Source organism: Burkholderia sp. LS-044, from assembly GCF_004803625.1.
In the GTDB taxonomy this organism is placed as follows: Bacteria; Pseudomonadota; Gammaproteobacteria; order Burkholderiales; family Burkholderiaceae; genus Burkholderia; species Burkholderia cepacia.
Map to the genome: position 1 here is coordinate 189,556 of NZ_SSWO01000015.1, position 16,677 is coordinate 206,232.

Here is a 16,677-nt window from a genome sequence, read left to right on the forward strand (position 1 = left end):
TGCCCGGTCAGGCCGCGCGGTGCGCGGCCGTCGTCAGCACGATCTTGCCGACGTGCTCGCCCGAGTCGATCAGCACGTGCGCGCCGCGCGCGTCGTCGAGCGCGAAGGTGCGGAACACCTGCGGCTTGACCGTGCCCGCCGCGACGTGCGGCCACAGTTGCCGTTCGAGTTCGGCGATGAGTGCGCCTTTCTCCTCCGGCGTGCGCGAGCGCAGCGTCGAGCCGATGTGCGTGAGGCGCTTGGTCATCATCGGCCACACGTCGAGTTCCTTCGCCGGCCCGGCGAGCGCGCTGACCTGCAGGATCCGCCCGTTCATCGCCGCGGCCCGGTAATTGCGCGCGACGTAGTCGCCCGCGATGATGTCGAGGATCACGTCCACGCCCTTGCCGGCAGTGATCCTGTCGACTTCGGCCACGAAATCTTCTTCCTGGTAGTGCACCGCGTGATCCGCGCCGAGGCGCAGGCTCGCGGCGCGATGCGCTTCCGAGCCGACCGTCGTGATGACGGTCGACGCGCCCATCGCCTTCGCGATCATCGTCGCTGTGGTGCCGATGCCCGACGCGCCGCCGTGGATCAGCACGGATTCGCCCGCCTGCAGCCGCCCGCGCTGGACCAGGTTCAGCCAGACCGTCAGGAACGTTTCCGGCATCGCCGCGGCTTCGATCATGTCGAGGCCGGGCGGCAGCTTCATCGTCGTGAGGTGATGGGCGACCGCGTATTCCGCATAACCGCCGCCCGTCACCAGCGCGCTGACCCGGTCGCCCGGCGCGAAGTCGCGCACGGCTTCGCCGGTCGCGACGACTTCGCCTGCGATTTCCAGGCCCGGGATGTCGGATGCGCCGGGCGGCGGGTTGTAGAGCCCCTTGCGTTGCAGCACGTCCGGGCCGTTCACGCCGGCGGCGTGAACCCGGATCAGCACTTCGTCGGCTTTCGGCCGCGGCACGGGGCGACGTGCGGTCGCGAGGACTTCGGGGCCGCCGGGGCGGGTGATTTCGACTGCCGCCATGTCGGCGGGAACGGGGGAGAGCGTTTCGGACATGTTTGCCTCGGAAAGACAGGTGAGTGATCGGTGAAAAAAGTATAGGCTTGGGCCTTGATGAATTCGCGCAGCGATTTTCACGACCACAGATGCAAATTTGCATCACACCGGGAGAAGGCGCTTGAACTGGGACGACGCACGGATTTTTCTCGCGATCCACCGTGAACGCAGCCTGCGCGGCGCCGCGCGGGCGGTCGGGCTCGACCAGGCGACGGTCGGCAGGCGGCTCGCCGCGCTCGAGCGCGCGCTCGGGGCGACGCTGTTCCTGCGCACGTCGGCCGGGTACGTGCCGACCGCGGTGGGCGAGGTGGCGCTGCGCAACGTGGAGAAGATGGAACAGTCGGCGATCGATCTGGTGCGGCAGACCCAGGGCGTCGACCGGCGCCTCGCCGGCGACGTGCGCGTGACGACGACCGATACGATCGGGCTCGAATTCGTGATGCGCGCGATGCGTAACCTGCACGACGAGCATCCGGACGTGCGCGTGCTGCTCAACACGTCGACGCAGGTGGAGAACCTGGCCAAGCGCGAGGCGGACATCGCGATCCGCACGATCAAGCCCGACAATCCCGATCTGCTCATGCGCCGGCTCGCGGCATGGCCGACGGCGTTGTACGCGTCAGAGGACTATCTCGCGCGGCATGGCGAGCCGGCGCCCGGCACCGGCTTCGAAGGGCACGACCTCGTGTGCTTCCTGCCGCACCTGAATGCGCGCAGCCCGCTGACGGTGGTCGGCGAGCCGGTGCGCGCGGGGCGGATCGTGTCGGGGCTGAATTCGAATCTCATGCTGCGCGCGGCCGCGCGCGCCGGGCTCGGGCTCGCCGAGCTCCCGGTGCCGATCGCGGAGCGCGACGGGCTGGTGCGCGTGTGGCCGGCGCGCACGTCGGCGCGGCCCTATGAAGTCTGGATGGTCACGCACAAGGACCTGCGGCATACCGCGCGGATGAGCGCGATGATCGATCACATCGTGCGGGTGTTCGACGAGGTGGACGCGCGGGGCAGAGCGGGGGATTGAATGTGAATCGAAGGACGGGATGCGGCACGCTGCGACGTGTCGGCGATCTGCAGGATCGGCCCGGGCGGGTGTGACCTGTTCGATGCTGGCGAGCCGGCCTTGGGGGCGTGAATAGCGAACGGCGGCAGTGATTTTACGGTGAACGAGAGGACTCGATGAATCGATTCAGTGTGGACGGAAAAGCGCTTGGCGATTGGGCGAAGTTTCACGACTACTTCGCTAGCGAATTCGGATTTCCGGGTTACTACGGCCGGAACATGAATGCATGGAATGATTGCATGAGCGACTATTGCTACGAGCACGGCATCGTGTCGCTGCGGATCGACGATGCGGGAGCGTTGAAGGAGCGCAACCCGGAGATTTTCGCCGCACTCGTCGAGTGCAGCGCGTTCATCAATTGGCGAGCAACGAAGGAAGGGGGGGATCCGTTGATCGTGTTGTCCTATTGCGCATAGTCGCGGCGTTAACGTTGCATCGCGTTGCATCGAGTTGCGTCGTGAAGCCGATTGCCGGAACGGCAATCGGCGAAAACGCAGCCGCCTCAATGCGTGACCGTTTCCCGTTCGCTTGCGCTCACGGCAGACGCTTCGCCGTGCCCCGCATCCGCCAGGATCAGATCCGCGCCTTTTTCCGCGACCATCATCGTCGGCGCGTTGATGTTGCCCGACGTGATGTTCGGGAACACCGACGCATCGACGATCCGCAGCGCCTGCAGCCCGTGCACGCGCAGCGACGCATCGACCACCGACGTCGCCGCGTCCGGCCCCATCGCGCACGAGCCGCACAGGTGGTAGATCGAACCCGACTGCTCGCGGAAATACTGCAGCAACGCTTCGTCGGAATCGACCTGCGGCCCCGGCGAGATTTCCTCGACGGTCATCGACTTCAGCGCCGGCGCGCGCATCAGCGCACGGATCACCTTGCTGCCCTGCACGGCTTCGTCGAGATCCTTCCGCGTGGTGAGCGCGTTGACGTGGATCTTCGCGGCATCTTCCGCGCGGTTCGACGCGATCTCGATCGTGCCGCGGCTCGTCGGCCGGCACGGGTTGAACGCGATCAGGAAGCCCGAGTAAGGCTCGGGCTTGATGCTCGCGCGGTCGCTCTTCGGAATCCGGTACGACAGCGGGTTGAAGTAGAGCTGGAGGTTCGGTTCCTGCGCGTCATCGGTGCCGCGGAAGAAGCCGCCGGCCTGGTTCACGCTCATCGCGAGCGGCCCGCGCTTCGTCAGCAGGTAGCGCAGCCCGATCTTCACCTTGCCGAGCAGCGTGCCCATCTCGTCGTTCAGCGTCGGCCGGTTCGCCTTGAAGTAGAAGCTCACGCACAGGTGGTCCTGCAGGTTGCGGCCGACGGCCGGCAGCGCATGCACGAGCGGCACGCGCCGGCGCGCGAGCAGCGCCGGATCGCCGACGCCCGACAACTGCAGCAGCTTCGGCGTATCGACCGCACCGGCCGCGAGGATCACCTCGCGCACGGCGACGAGCGTTTCGTCGCCGTGCTCGCCCGCGACGACCACGCCGGTGGCGCGCGTGCCGTCGAAGGTCACGCGCCGCACGAGCACGCCAGCGCGCAGCGTGAGGTTCGCGCGGCCCAGCGCGGGACGCAGGTACGCGAAGCTGCTGGAGCAGCGTTCGCCGTTCTTCGTGTTCAGGTCGTAGATGCCCGCGCCTTCGAACTGCGCGCCGTTGAAGTCGTCGGTGCGCGGCAGGTTCAGTTCGCCGCAGCCCTTCAGGAATTCGTGGACGATCGGATGCACGTCGGCCTTCATCGACGTGATGTGAATCGGCCCCGTCGCGCCGTGATGCTGCGGATAGGTCGTGCCGGCCGCGTGGGTTTCGAGCTTGCGGAAGTAGGGCAGCACGTCGTCGTACGCCCAGCCCGGATTGCCGGCGGCCGCCCAGTCGTCGTAGTCGCTGCGCTGGCCGCGCACGTAGACCATCGCGTTGATCGAGCCCGACCCGCCGACCACCTTGCCGCGCGGGCAGTACAGCTTGCGATCGGCGAGCTGCGCTTCGGGCTCGCTGTAGTACATCCAGTTGTAGCGGCGGTTGTAGTAGGTCTTCGTGAAGCCGACCGGCACCTTGAACCAGAACGACGCGTCGCGTTCGCCCGCCTCGAGCAGCAGCACCGAGTGCCGGCCCGATTCGCTCAGGCGGTTCGCGAGGATGCAGCCGGCCGAGCCCGCGCCGACGATGATGTAGTCGTAGCTCATGTCTGTCCTTTGCGCTCAGCCCTTCGCGGGGGCGAGATCCTTCACGTCGACGGGGTGTTCGCCCATCTGCAGGTGCAGCCGTTCGCCCGTGTAGGGCGTGTGGCGCCGCACGACGTCCATGTCGAGCTCGATGCCGAGGCCCGGCTCGTTGGACGGGATGATGTAGCCGTCCTCCCAGCGGATCGGCGTCTTCACGACTTCGGCATGGAAACCGCCCCACGTCATGATGCTTTCCTGGATCAGGAAGTTCGGCGTGCAGGTCGCGAGCTGGATGCTCGCGGCGGCGCCCACCGGCCCGTTGTACAGGTGCGGTGCGACCTGCGCGTAGTGCACTTCGGCGAGCGTCGCGATCTTCTTCGCTTCGAGCAGGCCGCCCACGCGCGCGACGTTCAGCTGCAGGATCGACGCGCCGCCCGCCTGCAGCAGCTTGTGGAACTCGTACTTGGTGGTCAGGCGCTCGCCGGTCGCGATCGGGATCGACGTGTGCTTCGCGACTTGCGCGATCGCTTCTTCCTGGCCGGGGGGAACCGGCTCCTCGAACCACAGCGGGTCGTACTTCTCGAGCCGCTTCGCGAGCCGGATCGCCGACGACGGCACCATCTGCCCGTGCGTGCCGAACAGCAGGTCGGCCTTGCTGCCGACGGCTTCGCGCACCTTGCGGCAGAACGTCTCGCAGCGGTCGAGCACGTCCAGCGACAGCTGGTGGCCCGAGTAGGCCGTGTACGGGCCGGCCGGGTCGAACTTCACGGCGGTGAAGCCGAGTTTCACGTTCTCGGCCGCGCATTCGGCCGCGAGATCGGGATCGTCGTAGTCGTATTCGCCCTTCGCGTTCTTCGGGTACAGGTACGTGTACGAGCGCAGCCGCTCGTGGATCTGCCCGCCGAGCAGTTCGTACACGGGCTTGCCGGCGGCCTTGCCGATGATGTCCCAGCACGCCATTTCGAGGCCGCTGACGACACCCATCATCGTGAGGTCCGGTCGCTGCGTGAAGCCGCTCGAATAGGCCTGGCGGAACAGCCGTTCGACGTGATGCGGGTCGCGGTTCAGCAGGTGGCGTTCGAACACGTCGTCGATGATCGGGGCCATCGCCTTCGGGCCGAACGTCGCCGAATAGATCTCGCCGACGCCTTCGATGCCGTCGTCGGTCTTCAGCTTCACGAAGATCCAGTACATCCCGCCGACATGCGGCGGCGGCACGGCGACGATATGGGTTTCGAGCGAAACGATCTTCATGCGGACTCCTGGATTCGGTGAATGCGGGTGAGACGGTATTTGAGGAAGGCGGCCGCGCCCGCGCCGCAGAGCGCGATGGCCGCGATATAGCCGAAATAGAGCTGGTAGCCGTGCGCGCCCGGGAAGGTCTGCGTCACGTAGCCATTGATCAGCGGCACGAACACGTCGGGCGAATAGCCGAGCACCGAGATCAGGCCGATCGCGAGGCCGGCGCAATGCGTCGGCACCTTGCAGTCGTCGAGCAGCGACCAGTACAGGCCGCGGATCGCGTAGGTGAGGATGCCGATGAACAGCACGAGCGCGACGAGCATCGCCTGCGGGCTGTGCGCGGGCGCGGCGATCAGGCCGACGAGCGACAGCGCGGCGAGCAGCAGCGCCCAGAACAGCACCGACACCTTCGATACGCGGTCGCCGAGGAAGCCGCCGCCGATGCCGCCGATTGGGCGCATCCACAGCTTGAGCGTCGTGATGAAGCCGGCCGCCGTCGCGCTGAGCCCGAAATTGCCTTCGTGCAGATAGGCCGAGAAGCTGTACGTTGCCCAGAACACCTGGTAGCCGCAGAACACGATCGCGGCGACGAGCCACAGCTCGGGGATCGCCGCGAGCGTCTTCAGGTCGGTCAGCACGTTGCCCTGGCGGTCGCTGCCGGTGCGGCGCTGCGCGGCGGCCGCACGGTCGCTCGCGCCCGCTGGATCCTTCACCAGCGCGAGCAGCACGCCGAGCGCGATGCAGAAGAACGCGTACAGGTGCACGACGAGCCTGAAGCCGGCCGCATCGGTGCCGCCGTGCGCCTGCGTGACGTAGGCGAACAGCGTGATCGCGATCGTCGCGAGCAGCGCCTCGACGAGCCCGCGGCCGCCGTCGAGCAGCCCGAAGAAACGGCCCTGTTCGTCGGGGCCCGCGATCATGTTCACGCGCTTGATCACGGCGGCCCAGAACGTGAGGCCGGTGGTCAGCCCCCAGCCGCCGAAGATCAGCACGAGCGTGTCGAACGACGGCCCGGTCGCGTAGGCGAGCCCGAGCGCGCCCGTCGCGAGCAGCGAGAAGCAGATCAGCCAGCGCGGCGACAGGCGGTCGGCGAGCCAGCCGCTCGGCAGGTAGCTGACGAGGAAGATCGTGCCGAGCGACGAATACAGGTAGCCGAGCTGCACGTCGTCGATATGGAAGAACTGCAGCATCGTCGGCTGGTACACCTGCCGCAGATACAGCATCGGATAGATCGCGCCCGCGGCAATCACGAGCAGCAGCAGTTGCAGGTAGCGTTGCGCACGGGAGTGCTGCGACGCGTGAGCGTCGAGCGCTTTGTCTTGCAACGCGAGCGACGCCGCTGGCGTCGACGGTTGGGTCGGCATGATGTCATCCTCCATCAGGCGTCCTTGAGGCGGACGCCTGCAGTTTTTTTATGGTCTGGTCGGGGCAGGGCCGGCGCGCGGCGTGGTGCGTTGGTGCGCGCGCCGGAAACGGTACGTGGGTATCGCGATGTCAGTACTTCATGACGACGAGGCGCGTCTGCGTGAATTCGAGCATCCCGTGCTTGCCGTCGTCGCCGCCGAGGCCCGAACGTTTCCAGCCGGCATGGAAGCCCTGGTACGGATCGGCCGGCGTGCGGTTCACGTACAGCTCGCCGGCTTCGATCGCGTTCGCGACGGTCATCGCGGTGCGGTAATGCTCGGTGTAGAGCACCGACGACAGGCCGAACTGGTGGTCGTTCGCCTGCGCGATCGCTTCATCGATCGTCGCGTAGCGCAGCACCGGCATGATCGGGCCGAAGGTCTCCTCCCGCACGATCTCCATGTCCTGCCGCACGCCGGTGAGCAGCGTGGCCGGGTAGAAGAAGCCGGGGCCGTCGGGGATCGCGCCGCCGGTTTCGAGCGTCGCGCCTGCCGCGATCGCGCGTTCGACCATCGCGTGGATGTGCGCGCGCGCCGATGCGCTGACGAGCGGGCCCATCCGCGTGGCGTCTTCCGCCCGGTCGCCGATGCGCACGGCCGCCATCTTCTCCTTCAGCAGTGCGACGAAACGGTCGTGCACGCTGTCGTGTACATACACGCGCTCGATCGCCGTGCAGAGCTGGCCGCAATGGGTCGTCTTCGACGCGACGAGCGCGGCGGCCGCGCGTTCGAGATCGGCGTCGGGCTCGATGATCGCGGGCGTCTTGCCGCCGAGTTCGAGCGACGGCTTCGCGATGTTCGCCTTGCAGTAATCGAGCACCTTGCGGCCCGCGTTCACGCTGCCTGTCAGCGTGATCATCCCGACTGCCGGGTGTGTGCACAGCGCTTCGGCCGTCGCGTGATCCATCGTCAGAATGTTGACGACGCCCGGCGGGAAGCCCGCATCGTCGGCCGCCTTCGCGATCTCGAACGCGGATACCGGCGTGTGGTTGCTCGGCCGCACGACCACGGTGTTGCCGGCGATCAGCGCGGGCGCGACCTTGCGCAGCAGCGTGTAGACAGGATAGTTGAACGGGATCAGGCACGCGACGACGCCGATCGGCTCGCGCTGCAGGAACAGGTTCTCGTCGGGCGTGTCGCTCGGGATGATCTCGCCCTCGATCCGGCGTGCCCACTCGGCGTGATAGTGCGTGATCTGGCCCGCGTAGACGGCTTCGTTCGATGCGTCCTCGACGCTTTTGCCGGATTCCTGCGCGAGCGCCGCGCCGATCTCGGGCGCACGCGCGGTCAGCGCGTCGGCGAAGCGGTGCAGGTACGCGGCGCGCTCGGCGCTCGGCAGCTTGCGCCACGCCTTCTGCGCGGCGGCCGCGGCGTCGACGGCGGCGAGTGCGTCGGCCGGCGTCGCGGCCGGCACGCGCGCGAACGGCGCTTCGGTGGCGGGATTGTGGACGACGATGAACGCGTCGCTTTCCGGGGCGACGAAACGGCCGTTCACGTAATTGCGTTCGGTGCGCATGAAGTGACTCCTCCGATGAATGCAGGCGGATCGCTTCGGGTGGCGACACGCGCGGCACGGGACAGAGGCCATTCTGTTCATGCGTTTAGCGCACGACAAACGACTTATTTTCGTGCCGGGCATGAGAAAAACGCACGTTACTCGGGCTGTCGGCCGGAATCGCCCGTCCGGCAAGGCTGCCGTGGCGCGGGCCGGGGGGGACGGGCGCGGGGCGGGCGGTGGCCGGGCCGCATTTTCAGACGGGGCAGAATGCGGACGGGCGTGGAAGCCGGTAAGGTGTCGCCCGCGCGTGCCGGTTGACGGCGTTCGCGGTCGTTCGGGGCGGGGGGCTGCTAGGCCAGCGGCACTTGCGGAAGCGGCGACGACGGTTCGAGGTGGCGCTTCGCGAGCCACACTTCCTGCTGCAGCCAGTCGCGGAACTGGACGATGTGCGGCAGGTTCGTCTGTTCGGGCCGCGTGACGAACCAGTACGACTGATGGCCGTCGACGTGCACGTTGAGCACCTGCATCAGTTGCCCGGTCGCCAGTTCGCGCGCGACCATGTGGCGATCGGCGATCGTGATCCCGAGGCCGTCGATCGCCGCGCGGATCGCGTGGTCGAGCAGGTCGAATTCGTAGCCGCCGCGCGTGTCGACGTCGGCGATGCCGGCGGCCTTCAGCCAGTGCTGCCAGGTCAGGTAGCGCTGGTCGTCGGTGGCGAGCACGTGCAGCAGCGTGAAGCGGTTCAGGTCGATCGGCGCGCCGTCCTGTCGCAGCCGCGCATACAGCGCCGGTGCGCAGACGGCGATATGCTGCTCCTGCATCAGCAGTGCGTTGTCGAAGCCGTCCCATTCGCCGTCGCCGAACCGGATCGCGCAGTCGAGCACGCGCGATTCGCCGAGACTGTCGTGAATGCGGGTCGTGAGGCTCAGCTCGAATTCGGGATGCGCGTCGCGCAGCCGGCCGAGCCGCGGCATCAGCCAGCGCGCGGCGAAGGTGGGCGGCACGTTCGCGCGCAGGCGGTTCAGGTGGGTTTTTTCCTGCAGGCTGCGCACGGTCAGCTCGATCTTGTCGAACGATTGCTGCAGCGCGCGCAGCAGCACACGGCCGGCCGCCGTCAGTTCGAGCTGGTGATGACGCCGCTCGAGCAGGGTTTCGCCGAGCTGGCCTTCGAGCTGGCGAACCTGGCGGCTCACCGCGCTCTGCGTTACGTTGAGCAGTTCGGCCGCGCGCGTGAAGCTGCCGGTGCGGCCGGCCATCTCGAAGGCTTTCAGCGCGTTCAGCGCCGGCATCTTGCGTCTCACGGGGCGGTGTCGTGTTTGGTGCGGGATGCTTATTGTAGGCGGGCGGCGCGGGCGCGGGGACGATGAATGGAGGCGAACGAGGGCGCGGGCCCTCGGGGTTTTTACGGCGCGGCGGCTGGCGCGCAGGGTTGCGATCAGGCGGCCCGCGGGATGGACGGCGGTGACGGCCGGCAACGGCACGAACGACGTGAACGATACGAACGATACGAACGATACGAACGAAGGGGACACACAACATGCGACGCCTGCCATCGTTGATCGCGCTGCGATTTTTCGAGGAGACCGCGCGTCACCTGAGCTTCAACCGTGCGGCGGTTTCGCTGTGCGTGACCCAGGGGGCGGTGAGCCGGCAGATCCGGCTGCTCGAGGAAGCGCTCGGCGCGCGGCTGTTCGAGCGCGATCACAAGGGCGTGCGCCTGACCGAGGCCGGCGAGCGCTTGCTGCCGTTCATCGGGCAGGCGTTCGACACGATCGAGCGCGGCGTCGACGAAGTCGCCGCCACGCGGCCGGGTGCGAAGCGGCGCCTGACGGTGTCGCTGCCGCCGACGTTCGCGACGCAGTGGTTTTCGCCGCGGCTCGGCACACTCGCGGAGGCGCTGCCCGACGTCGAGCTGTCGATCCGCACCGAGCCGGCCGACGATTGCCATTGCCACATCCGCTTCGGGCGCGCGGCGCGCACTGGGATGCAGTCGGAGCTGCTGATGATGGAGCGGCATGCGCTCGTCGGTGCGCCGCGTTATCGCGGCGATGCGCTCGACGTGCTGCTCGGCCGGCTGCCGTCGCTGCATGTGCTGCACGAAGGCAAGCGCCTGACGCTGTGGGCCGACTGGTGCGAGCAGGCGGGCGTGCCGGTGGCGCGGATCGGCGACGGCATCGAGTTTTCCACGCTCGAACAGGCGATTCGCGCAGCGCGCAAGGGGGCGGGGCTCGCGGTGGTCGACCTGAACATGATCGAGGAGGAGATCGCCGAAGGCAGCCTCGTGCGGCTGTCGCCGGTGCAGCCGATCGGGCCGTTCGGCTATTGGCTCGATGTCGAGCCGGAGAGTGTCGCGGTCGAGCACGTGCTTGCGTTTGCCGCGTGGGTGAGGGAACAGGTGGGGCGGAAGGGGTAGGGGGGGCGGACGGGGAGATTGCGATGCGCGCGTCGATCGTTCACGCACCGATCCTCCCATTCCGATCTGTCAGAGAGTGTCACACGTTGCGGTGTACAGATCGGGATCCAGACCGAAGTGCATGAACGTTTCCCGGCCCCCGATAGCTTTGGCTTCGGCCTCCGAGATGATGGGCAACGTGGACTTCGACGGATCGATGCGCCCCACGTTGAAGACGGCTCTCGGCGGCGGCGCCGACGCACCGGCCGGCGGTGCGGCCAGCACGGCGGCGGACGTATGCGCGAGACTGCGATGGAGTTCGCGCGCGAGGAATTCTTCAAGGAGTCGTCTCATTTCCGCGCGCCGGACGACACGATTCCCGTTCGTTGTGCGACTGCGTGCCGCCGAAGGCTGCGCAATCTGGAATCCGGCGATTCGGCTGTGCTTTCCCGTCATCCGTAAATCCCCTTCTCGATCAAGTAATCCTGCAGTGTCAGCACGGATGCACCATGCGGCGTAACGTCGAATGTCATCCACCGATGTGATCCGGCGACTCGCCAGAAGTCTCGCCCGACCCGGGTCGCATAGAGCGTGCGCAGGGATCGAAGTGACCCGTCGGCCAACCCGACCGGATATCCCTGGAAATACTGGAACAGGGCTGCTTCATCCGCATGCGCGCCCGGAATGGGCGCATCGAAACCGAACCTCGGCCATGCGTAGTATCCATGGAGCCGGGGCCCGCCGGGTTCCGGCGGCGATTTGCGGCCCCCCATCGCCAAGGCGCTGATCCGGGCGATGTCCAACGTATCACACGCTCGAACGATTCTCCAGAGCATTGCCGCGCCGAATCCGGCGACCGCGCCGTCGGCCAGATCGATTGCACGGAGTTCAAGCACTCGCGTGTCAACGGTTCGGAATACCGATATCCGGTTTTCCGATCGAATCAGCGTCGGATGGGTGACGGCAAACGTCAACTTGTCGGCGCTGTCGAGATAGGCCTGAACGTCGGAGCCGGACGGCGCGCCGCACAACGAAACCAGCAACGCGTCGGGAACGTGACCGTCCACACCCAGCAACGCGGAAATATCGAGGCCGTTTCGTTCGACCGCGAGCCGGTCGTCGAAGTACGTCGTCTCGTACGGCAGGACATGGCTGAGGTCGACAAGGCGGGCGGGCATGGTTGCGGTCGAAAATCGGAAAACCCCAGCCTATCGCCGCGAATCCGCCGCGCCGAGTCCGCCGAACGGCCAATCACGAGGCGGAACGCCCGCCGTCCCGCCCGCCTTACGACCAGTCGAACGTCAGCAGCGCCACGCGGCTGACCGGTTCGTAAAACAGGAGAATCCAGTCGGCGCCCGCCGCGCGATATTCCCATCCAGTCACGCCGGCAACGAAGCGAAAGCGCGCCCCGTCGGGGCCGATCGGCCGGATGTCGTCCGGATCGCTGTCGTCGACCGGGAAATCCGAGGTGCCCGACCAGTTGCCCCAGCCGACCGATCCGCCAAGCTGGTCGACGAGATTGCACGGCTTTTCCTGGCTGAAATCGCGCTCGTCCGGCGCGTACTGGTTCGACGAGTAGAGCACGCCGTATTCGGCGAACCGCTTGCGCGCGGCTTCGATGCTGGCCTGTTGTTCGGCGTAATGCGCTTCCAGTTCCTTGCGATAGCCTGCGTCACGCGGGTCGGGCGGGTTTTCCAGATAGAAGTAGCGCCGGTCACCGAGCAGCGTGTAGCGGTTGTTGTCGTCGAGCCGGAACCCGATCCAGTTCGCGCGAAGATAGTCGTTGTGGTACGCGGCCGTGTCCTGCCCGACGAGCCCGTCATAAGGTTCGACCGGGCTGAGCAGGTGGACCCAGCCCTGCCACGACGGATCGACCGTCGACAGGTCGATCGACACGAGCGGATGCAGATGGCGCGCGAGTGCGGCATCGGCCTCGGCAAAGACGTCGGTGTCCGACGGGTAGACCTTCAGGCCGGGTTGTGGCGTGACGATGTCTTCAATCATGATCGGTGTTCGCATGGTGGGCGTTCGGCAAGGCTACACGAGTGAAGGCGAAACCCGGATGAATGCCGGCACCGCCGCAGCCTGCCTGAATCCCGTTTCGTCCATTCACCCGATCGGCCGTGAAAGTGTTCGCGCCGTTCCGTCCGGAGCGTGTCTTCTTGATAATAGTTGATAACCAAGGTACGCTCGGCGGATCGAATTCAATCCGGTCGGGAGGTCGGCATGATCAGTGCGGAACTGGGCCAGCAACTGGAGGCTTACGTCGCGAAGCTGGTCGAATCGGGGCGCTACGGATCCAAGAGCGAAGTGCTGCGCGAAGGCGTGCGCCTGATCCAGGATCGCGAGACGCAACTGAATGCGCTGGACGCAGTGATCGCGCGCAGCCTGGCCGATGCGGAAGCAGGACGCGGCGCCGAGGCGGCGGAAGTCTTCGACCGTCTCGAGGCGAAGTATCGGGGGCGGGCGGATCGGCAGGCCTGATCGTGCGCCTGTCCGATTTTGCGATTGACGAACTCGAAGCGGTCGCCGATGACATTGCACGCGACAACCCGCAACGCGCCGTGACGTTCGTGCAGGAGATTCGCGACAAGTGCATGAGTCTGGCCGCGATGCCGCTGGCGTTTCCGCTGGTGCCGCGCTTCGAGCGTCACGGTGTGCGGCACCGCGTGTACGGCAACTACCAGATCTTCTATCGGGTCGTCGGTGATCCGCCGGCGCGGATCGACATTCTTCACATCCTGCACGGCGCGCGGGACTACGCGTCGATTCTGTTCTGAACGAACGCGCGCACTGCATCGCGCCCGGAATGCGCGAACCCGGCCGCGGCCGGGTTCGTTCGAATCGCGATCGGCACCGCCGGTACGCATCGGCGGCGAGTCGAAGCGAAAGCACCGAGCGTGACGAAGCAGGCGGGCACGCCACCCGCCTCCGTCGTCAATGCCCCGACGCCTCCTCCAGCGTCAGATGCTTCGTCTCCGGCGCCCACGCGATCGACACGATCATCCCCACCAGCAGCACGCCCGCGAGCGCGAACATCGTCGCGTGAAAGCCGAGCGTCGCGATGCCGGCAGGCAGCAGGAACGTGCCGATCGCCGAACCGAGCCGGCTGCACGCGATCGCGAGGCCCACGCCGCTCGCGCGCACTTCGGTCGGGAAGCACTCGGGCGGGAACACGCCGACGAGGTTGCTGAACGCCGACATCGTCAGCGTGAAGATCGCGAACGCGACGATCATCGCGACGGCCGCCGCCGACGGCAGCACCGCGAGCGCAACGAGCGACGCGCACGTCACCGCGAACGAGCCGATCAGGAAGCCGCGTCGCGACAGCCGGATCGTCAGCCCTATGCCGATCAGCGCGCCCAGCACGAGGAACGCGTTCAGCAACAGGTCCGCACCGAAGCCTTCGGCGAGGCCGATCGTCTTCAGGATCGTCGGCAGGAACGTGTAGATCGCGAAATACGGAATCACGAGACACACGAAGAACGCACAGTTGAAAATCGTGCGGCGGATCAGGTCACGCCGGAACAGTCGCGCGAAGCCGGCATTCGCATGCGGTTCGGCCGAACCGTCGAGCATCACGTGCGGCCCGAAATGTTTCGCGACGATGGCGCGCGCTTCCTGCACGCGGCCCTTGCCGAGCAGCCAGCGCGGCGATTCGGGCGTGCCGATCCGCAGCACCAGCACGATCAGCGCAGGCAAAGCAGCCGATGCGAGCAGCCAGCGCCATGCGTCGGGCGTGGCGTCGCCGTACGCGAGGCCGAGCACGTTCGCGGCGACATAGCCGATCGTCCAGATCACGCTGAACGAGCCGAGCAGCGTGCCGCGATGCTTGCGCGGCGAGAATTCGGCGAGGATCGCGTGGCCGACGGTGAAATCGCCGCCCATCCCGAAGCCGATCAGCACGCGCAGTACGCACAGTTCGAGCGGCGACGTGACGAAGAACTGCGCGAACGCGGCCGCCGTGATGATCACGAAGCTCGTCAGGAAAATCTTCTGGCGGCCCATCCGGTCGGACAGCCAGCCGAACACGAGGCTGCCGAGGAAGATACCGATCAGCGCCGAGCTGCCGATCATCCCCATCCAGAACGCGTCGATCGGCATTTGCCTGCCGAGCGCGGCGAGCGCGTAGCCGATCGTGCCGAGCGTGTAGCCTTCGGTGAAATGCGCGCCGAACGTCAGGCCGGCGATCTTCACGTGGAAACGGTTGAGCGGCACGTCGTCGAGCGCGACGGGGCGGTGCGGCGCATCGGTGCCACGCGACAGCGGCAACGCGCGCGCGGTGCCGGATTGAACGTCGGCTTGGGTCAAGCTGCCTCCTGGATCGTTATCTGGCGCGCGGCGGCGCGCGCAGGCGGCGCTGCGCCGCGAGCGCCGTGCAAGGCGCCGCGCGGCCGGGCGCCGCGCGGCGCGGGTCGACCGCGGTCAGCGGTCAGCGGCCGAGGCCGGCCATCAGTGTGTACTTGAGTTCCACGTATTCGTCGAGGCCGTACTTCGAGCCCTCGCGGCCGAGCCCCGATTGCTTGACGCCGCCGAACGGCGCGACTTCGGTCGAGATGATCCCGTCGTTGACGCCGACCATTCCGCTTTCCAGCGCACCCGACACGCGCCACGCGCGGCCGAGATCGCGCGTATAGAAGTACGCGGACAGCCCGAACGGCGTATCGTTGGCCGCGGCGACGGCCTCTTCCTCGGTCGTGAAGCGGAAGCAGCCGGCGACGGGGCCGAAGGTTTCCTCTTCGGCGATCAGCATGTCGGCCGTCATGCCGGTCAGCACGGTCGGCTCGTAGAACGTGCCGCCGAGCCCATGACGCTTGCCGCCGGTGAGCGTGTGCGCACCCTTCGCGACCGCATCGGCCACGTGCCGCTCGACCTTGCCGAGCGCCGCCTCGTTGATCAGCGGCCCCTGGTCGACCTCACCTGCGAGCGCGTTGCCGACGCGCAGCGTGCGCACGGCGTCCGCGAGCTTGCGCGTGAATGCGTCGTACACGCCGTCCTGCACGAGAAAGCGGTTCACGCACACGCAGGTCTGGCCCGTGTTGCGGAACTTCGACGCGATCGCGCCCGCGACCGCCGCATCGAGATCGGCATCGTCGAACACGATGAACGGCGCGTTGCCGCCGAGTTCGAGCGACAGCTTCTTCAGCGTGTCGGCCGACTGCTTCGCGAGCAGCTTGCCGACCCGCGTCGAGCCCGTGAACGACAGCTTGCGCACGACGGGCGAACTCGTCAGCGTTTCGCCGATCGCGACCGCGTCGCCCGACACGACGTTGAACACGCCGGCCGGCACGCCCGCGCGCTCGGCGAGCACCGCGAGCGCGAACGCCGACAGCGGCGTTTCCTCCGACGGCTTCAGCACCATCGTGCAGCCGGCCGCGAGCGCGGGGCCGGCCTTGCGCGTGATCATCGCGAGCGGGAAATTCCACGGCGTGATCGCCGCGACGACGCCGACCGGCTCGCGCGTGACGACGATCTGCGCATCCGGCTTCGGGCTCGGGATCACGTCGCCGTACATGCGCTTCGCTTCTTCCGCGAACCATTCGAGAAAGCTCGCCGCGTAAGCGACTTCGCCGCGCGCTTCCGCGAGCGGCTTGCCTTGCTCGCGCGTCAGCAGCCCGGCGAGCGCGTCGCGATGTTCGAGCATCAGCTCGCCCCAGCGCTTCACGCGTGCGCCGCGCTCCTTCGCGGTCAGTGCGCGCCACGCGGGGAACGCGTGCGCGGCCGCGTCGATGGCGCGTTGCGTGTCGTCGGCGCCGCCTTTCGCGACTTTCGCGATCGTTTCGCCGGTCGCGGGGTTCCGCACCGGATAGGTCGCATCGCTCGCGCCATGCGGTTCGTGCCATTCACCGCCGATGTAATGGCCGGTTCTCAGAAATTCGTTCATCGTGTGTCGTTCCTTC

Annotated in this window: 16 protein-coding genes; 5 read left to right on the forward strand and 11 right to left on the reverse strand. The window is 67.2% G+C overall.

Features of this window, described 5'->3' with window-relative positions; translation table 11 throughout:
- Nucleotides 1-7: 7 nt before the first annotated feature.
- Complete coding sequence (locus tag E9536_RS31300; protein ID WP_060180718.1) at nucleotides 8-1,039, reverse strand: NAD(P)H-quinone oxidoreductase; 1,032 nt, start codon at nucleotides 1,037-1,039, stop codon at nucleotides 8-10.
- A gap of 121 nt (nucleotides 1,040-1,160) precedes the next feature.
- Between E9536_RS31300 and E9536_RS31305 the strand changes: the two genes are divergently transcribed.
- Both E9536_RS31305 and E9536_RS31310 read left to right on the forward strand, forming a co-directional pair.
- Entirely contained in the window at nucleotides 1,161-2,054 is an 894-nt protein-coding gene (locus tag E9536_RS31305; RefSeq protein ID WP_060174205.1) for a LysR family transcriptional regulator, read from the forward strand.
- A 155-nt stretch (nucleotides 2,055-2,209) separates the two neighbouring features.
- Nucleotides 2,210-2,509 (forward strand): barstar family protein, encoded by a 300-nt coding sequence (locus tag E9536_RS31310; RefSeq protein ID WP_027789908.1) that lies wholly within the window; start codon nucleotides 2,210-2,212, stop codon nucleotides 2,507-2,509.
- An 86-nt stretch (nucleotides 2,510-2,595) separates the two neighbouring features.
- Here the strand turns inward: E9536_RS31310 and E9536_RS31315 are convergent, their stop codons facing one another.
- The 5 genes from E9536_RS31315 to E9536_RS31335 all read right to left on the reverse strand — a co-directional run bounded on the left by E9536_RS31315 (nucleotide 2,596) and on the right by E9536_RS31335 (nucleotide 9,674).
- Nucleotides 2,596-4,263, reverse strand: coding sequence for a GMC family oxidoreductase N-terminal domain-containing protein (locus E9536_RS31315; protein WP_136471982.1), 1,668 nt, complete (start codon nucleotides 4,261-4,263; stop codon nucleotides 2,596-2,598).
- Between the two features lie 15 nt (nucleotides 4,264-4,278).
- Nucleotides 4,279-5,496, reverse strand: coding sequence for a mandelate racemase/muconate lactonizing enzyme family protein (locus E9536_RS31320; protein WP_060194299.1), 1,218 nt, complete (start codon nucleotides 5,494-5,496; stop codon nucleotides 4,279-4,281).
- On the reverse strand, nucleotides 5,493-6,848 hold the full coding sequence (locus E9536_RS31325; protein ID WP_247873540.1) for an MFS transporter: 1,356 nt from the start codon (nucleotides 6,846-6,848) through the stop codon (nucleotides 5,493-5,495). Before E9536_RS31325 ends, E9536_RS31320 begins: the two co-directional genes overlap by 4 nt.
- A 130-nt stretch (nucleotides 6,849-6,978) precedes the next feature.
- Nucleotides 6,979-8,403, reverse strand: coding sequence for an aldehyde dehydrogenase (gene aldA, locus E9536_RS31330; protein ID WP_136471986.1), 1,425 nt, complete (start codon nucleotides 8,401-8,403; stop codon nucleotides 6,979-6,981).
- Nucleotides 8,404-8,735: 332 nt separating this feature from the next.
- Nucleotides 8,736-9,674, reverse strand: a complete 939-nt coding sequence (locus tag E9536_RS31335; RefSeq protein ID WP_011356424.1) for a LysR substrate-binding domain-containing protein — start codon at nucleotides 9,672-9,674, stop codon at nucleotides 8,736-8,738.
- 248 nt (nucleotides 9,675-9,922) lie between these two features.
- Here E9536_RS31335 and E9536_RS31340 point away from each other — a divergent pair, with 248 nt between their 5' ends.
- Complete coding sequence (locus E9536_RS31340; protein WP_124546291.1) at nucleotides 9,923-10,798, forward strand: LysR substrate-binding domain-containing protein; 876 nt, start codon at nucleotides 9,923-9,925, stop codon at nucleotides 10,796-10,798.
- A gap of 69 nt (nucleotides 10,799-10,867) precedes the next feature.
- On the opposite strand, the gene E9536_RS31345 is transcribed toward E9536_RS31340, so the two are convergent.
- The 3 genes from E9536_RS31345 to E9536_RS31355 all read right to left on the reverse strand — a co-directional run bounded on the left by E9536_RS31345 (nucleotide 10,868) and on the right by E9536_RS31355 (nucleotide 12,796).
- Nucleotides 10,868-11,131, reverse strand: a complete 264-nt coding sequence (locus tag E9536_RS31345) for a hypothetical protein (protein ID WP_124840512.1) — start codon at nucleotides 11,129-11,131, stop codon at nucleotides 10,868-10,870.
- A gap of 98 nt (nucleotides 11,132-11,229) precedes the next feature.
- Nucleotides 11,230-11,955 (reverse strand): hypothetical protein, encoded by a 726-nt coding sequence (locus E9536_RS31350; RefSeq protein WP_136471988.1) that lies wholly within the window; start codon nucleotides 11,953-11,955, stop codon nucleotides 11,230-11,232.
- Nucleotides 11,956-12,061: 106 nt separating this feature from the next.
- Entirely contained in the window at nucleotides 12,062-12,796 is a 735-nt protein-coding gene (locus E9536_RS31355; protein WP_136471990.1) for a hypothetical protein, read from the reverse strand.
- A 207-nt stretch (nucleotides 12,797-13,003) separates the two neighbouring features.
- Here E9536_RS31355 and E9536_RS31360 point away from each other — a divergent pair, with 207 nt between their 5' ends.
- Nucleotides 13,004-13,261, forward strand: coding sequence for a type II toxin-antitoxin system ParD family antitoxin (locus tag E9536_RS31360; RefSeq protein ID WP_136471992.1), 258 nt, complete (start codon nucleotides 13,004-13,006; stop codon nucleotides 13,259-13,261).
- Nucleotides 13,258-13,557, forward strand: a complete 300-nt coding sequence (locus tag E9536_RS31365; protein WP_060373327.1) for a type II toxin-antitoxin system RelE/ParE family toxin — start codon at nucleotides 13,258-13,260, stop codon at nucleotides 13,555-13,557. Before E9536_RS31360 ends, E9536_RS31365 begins: the two co-directional genes overlap by 4 nt.
- A 157-nt stretch (nucleotides 13,558-13,714) precedes the next feature.
- On the opposite strand, the gene E9536_RS31370 is transcribed toward E9536_RS31365, so the two are convergent.
- Nucleotides 13,715-15,049 carry an MFS transporter gene (locus tag E9536_RS31370; protein WP_247873541.1) on the reverse strand — a complete coding sequence of 445 codons (1,335 nt, stop codon included), beginning with the start codon at nucleotides 15,047-15,049 and terminating at the stop codon, nucleotides 13,715-13,717.
- 160 nt (nucleotides 15,050-15,209) lie between these two features.
- Nucleotides 15,210-16,661: an NAD-dependent succinate-semialdehyde dehydrogenase gene (locus E9536_RS31375; protein WP_060358874.1), complete on the reverse strand. Its 1,452-nt coding sequence runs from the start codon at nucleotides 16,659-16,661 to the stop codon at nucleotides 15,210-15,212.
- Between the last annotated feature and the right edge of the window lie 16 nt (nucleotides 16,662-16,677).

Coding starts and splice junctions, on each gene's coding strand:
- E9536_RS31325 (WP_247873540.1), bottom strand. CDS start 6,848: ATGCCGACCCAACCGTCGACGCCAGCGGCGTCGCTCGCGTTGCAAGAC.
- E9536_RS31360 (WP_136471992.1), top strand. CDS start 13,004: ATGATCAGTGCGGAACTGGGCCAGCAACTGGAGGCTTACGTCGCGAAG.
- aldA (WP_136471986.1), bottom strand. CDS start 8,403: ATGCGCACCGAACGCAATTACGTGAACGGCCGTTTCGTCGCCCCGGAA.
- E9536_RS31320 (WP_060194299.1), bottom strand. CDS start 5,496: ATGAAGATCGTTTCGCTCGAAACCCATATCGTCGCCGTGCCGCCGCCG.
- E9536_RS31315 (WP_136471982.1), bottom strand. CDS start 4,263: ATGAGCTACGACTACATCATCGTCGGCGCGGGCTCGGCCGGCTGCATC.
- E9536_RS31335 (WP_011356424.1), bottom strand. CDS start 9,674: ATGCCGGCGCTGAACGCGCTGAAAGCCTTCGAGATGGCCGGCCGCACC.
- E9536_RS31350 (WP_136471988.1), bottom strand. CDS start 11,955: ATGCCCGCCCGCCTTGTCGACCTCAGCCATGTCCTGCCGTACGAGACG.
- E9536_RS31345 (WP_124840512.1), bottom strand. CDS start 11,131: ATGAGACGACTCCTTGAAGAATTCCTCGCGCGCGAACTCCATCGCAGT.
- E9536_RS31355 (WP_136471990.1), bottom strand. CDS start 12,796: ATGCGAACACCGATCATGATTGAAGACATCGTCACGCCACAACCCGGC.
- E9536_RS31300 (WP_060180718.1), bottom strand. CDS start 1,039: ATGTCCGAAACGCTCTCCCCCGTTCCCGCCGACATGGCGGCAGTCGAA.
- E9536_RS31340 (WP_124546291.1), top strand. CDS start 9,923: ATGCGACGCCTGCCATCGTTGATCGCGCTGCGATTTTTCGAGGAGACC.
- E9536_RS31310 (WP_027789908.1), top strand. CDS start 2,210: ATGAATCGATTCAGTGTGGACGGAAAAGCGCTTGGCGATTGGGCGAAG.
- E9536_RS31375 (WP_060358874.1), bottom strand. CDS start 16,661: ATGAACGAATTTCTGAGAACCGGCCATTACATCGGCGGTGAATGGCAC.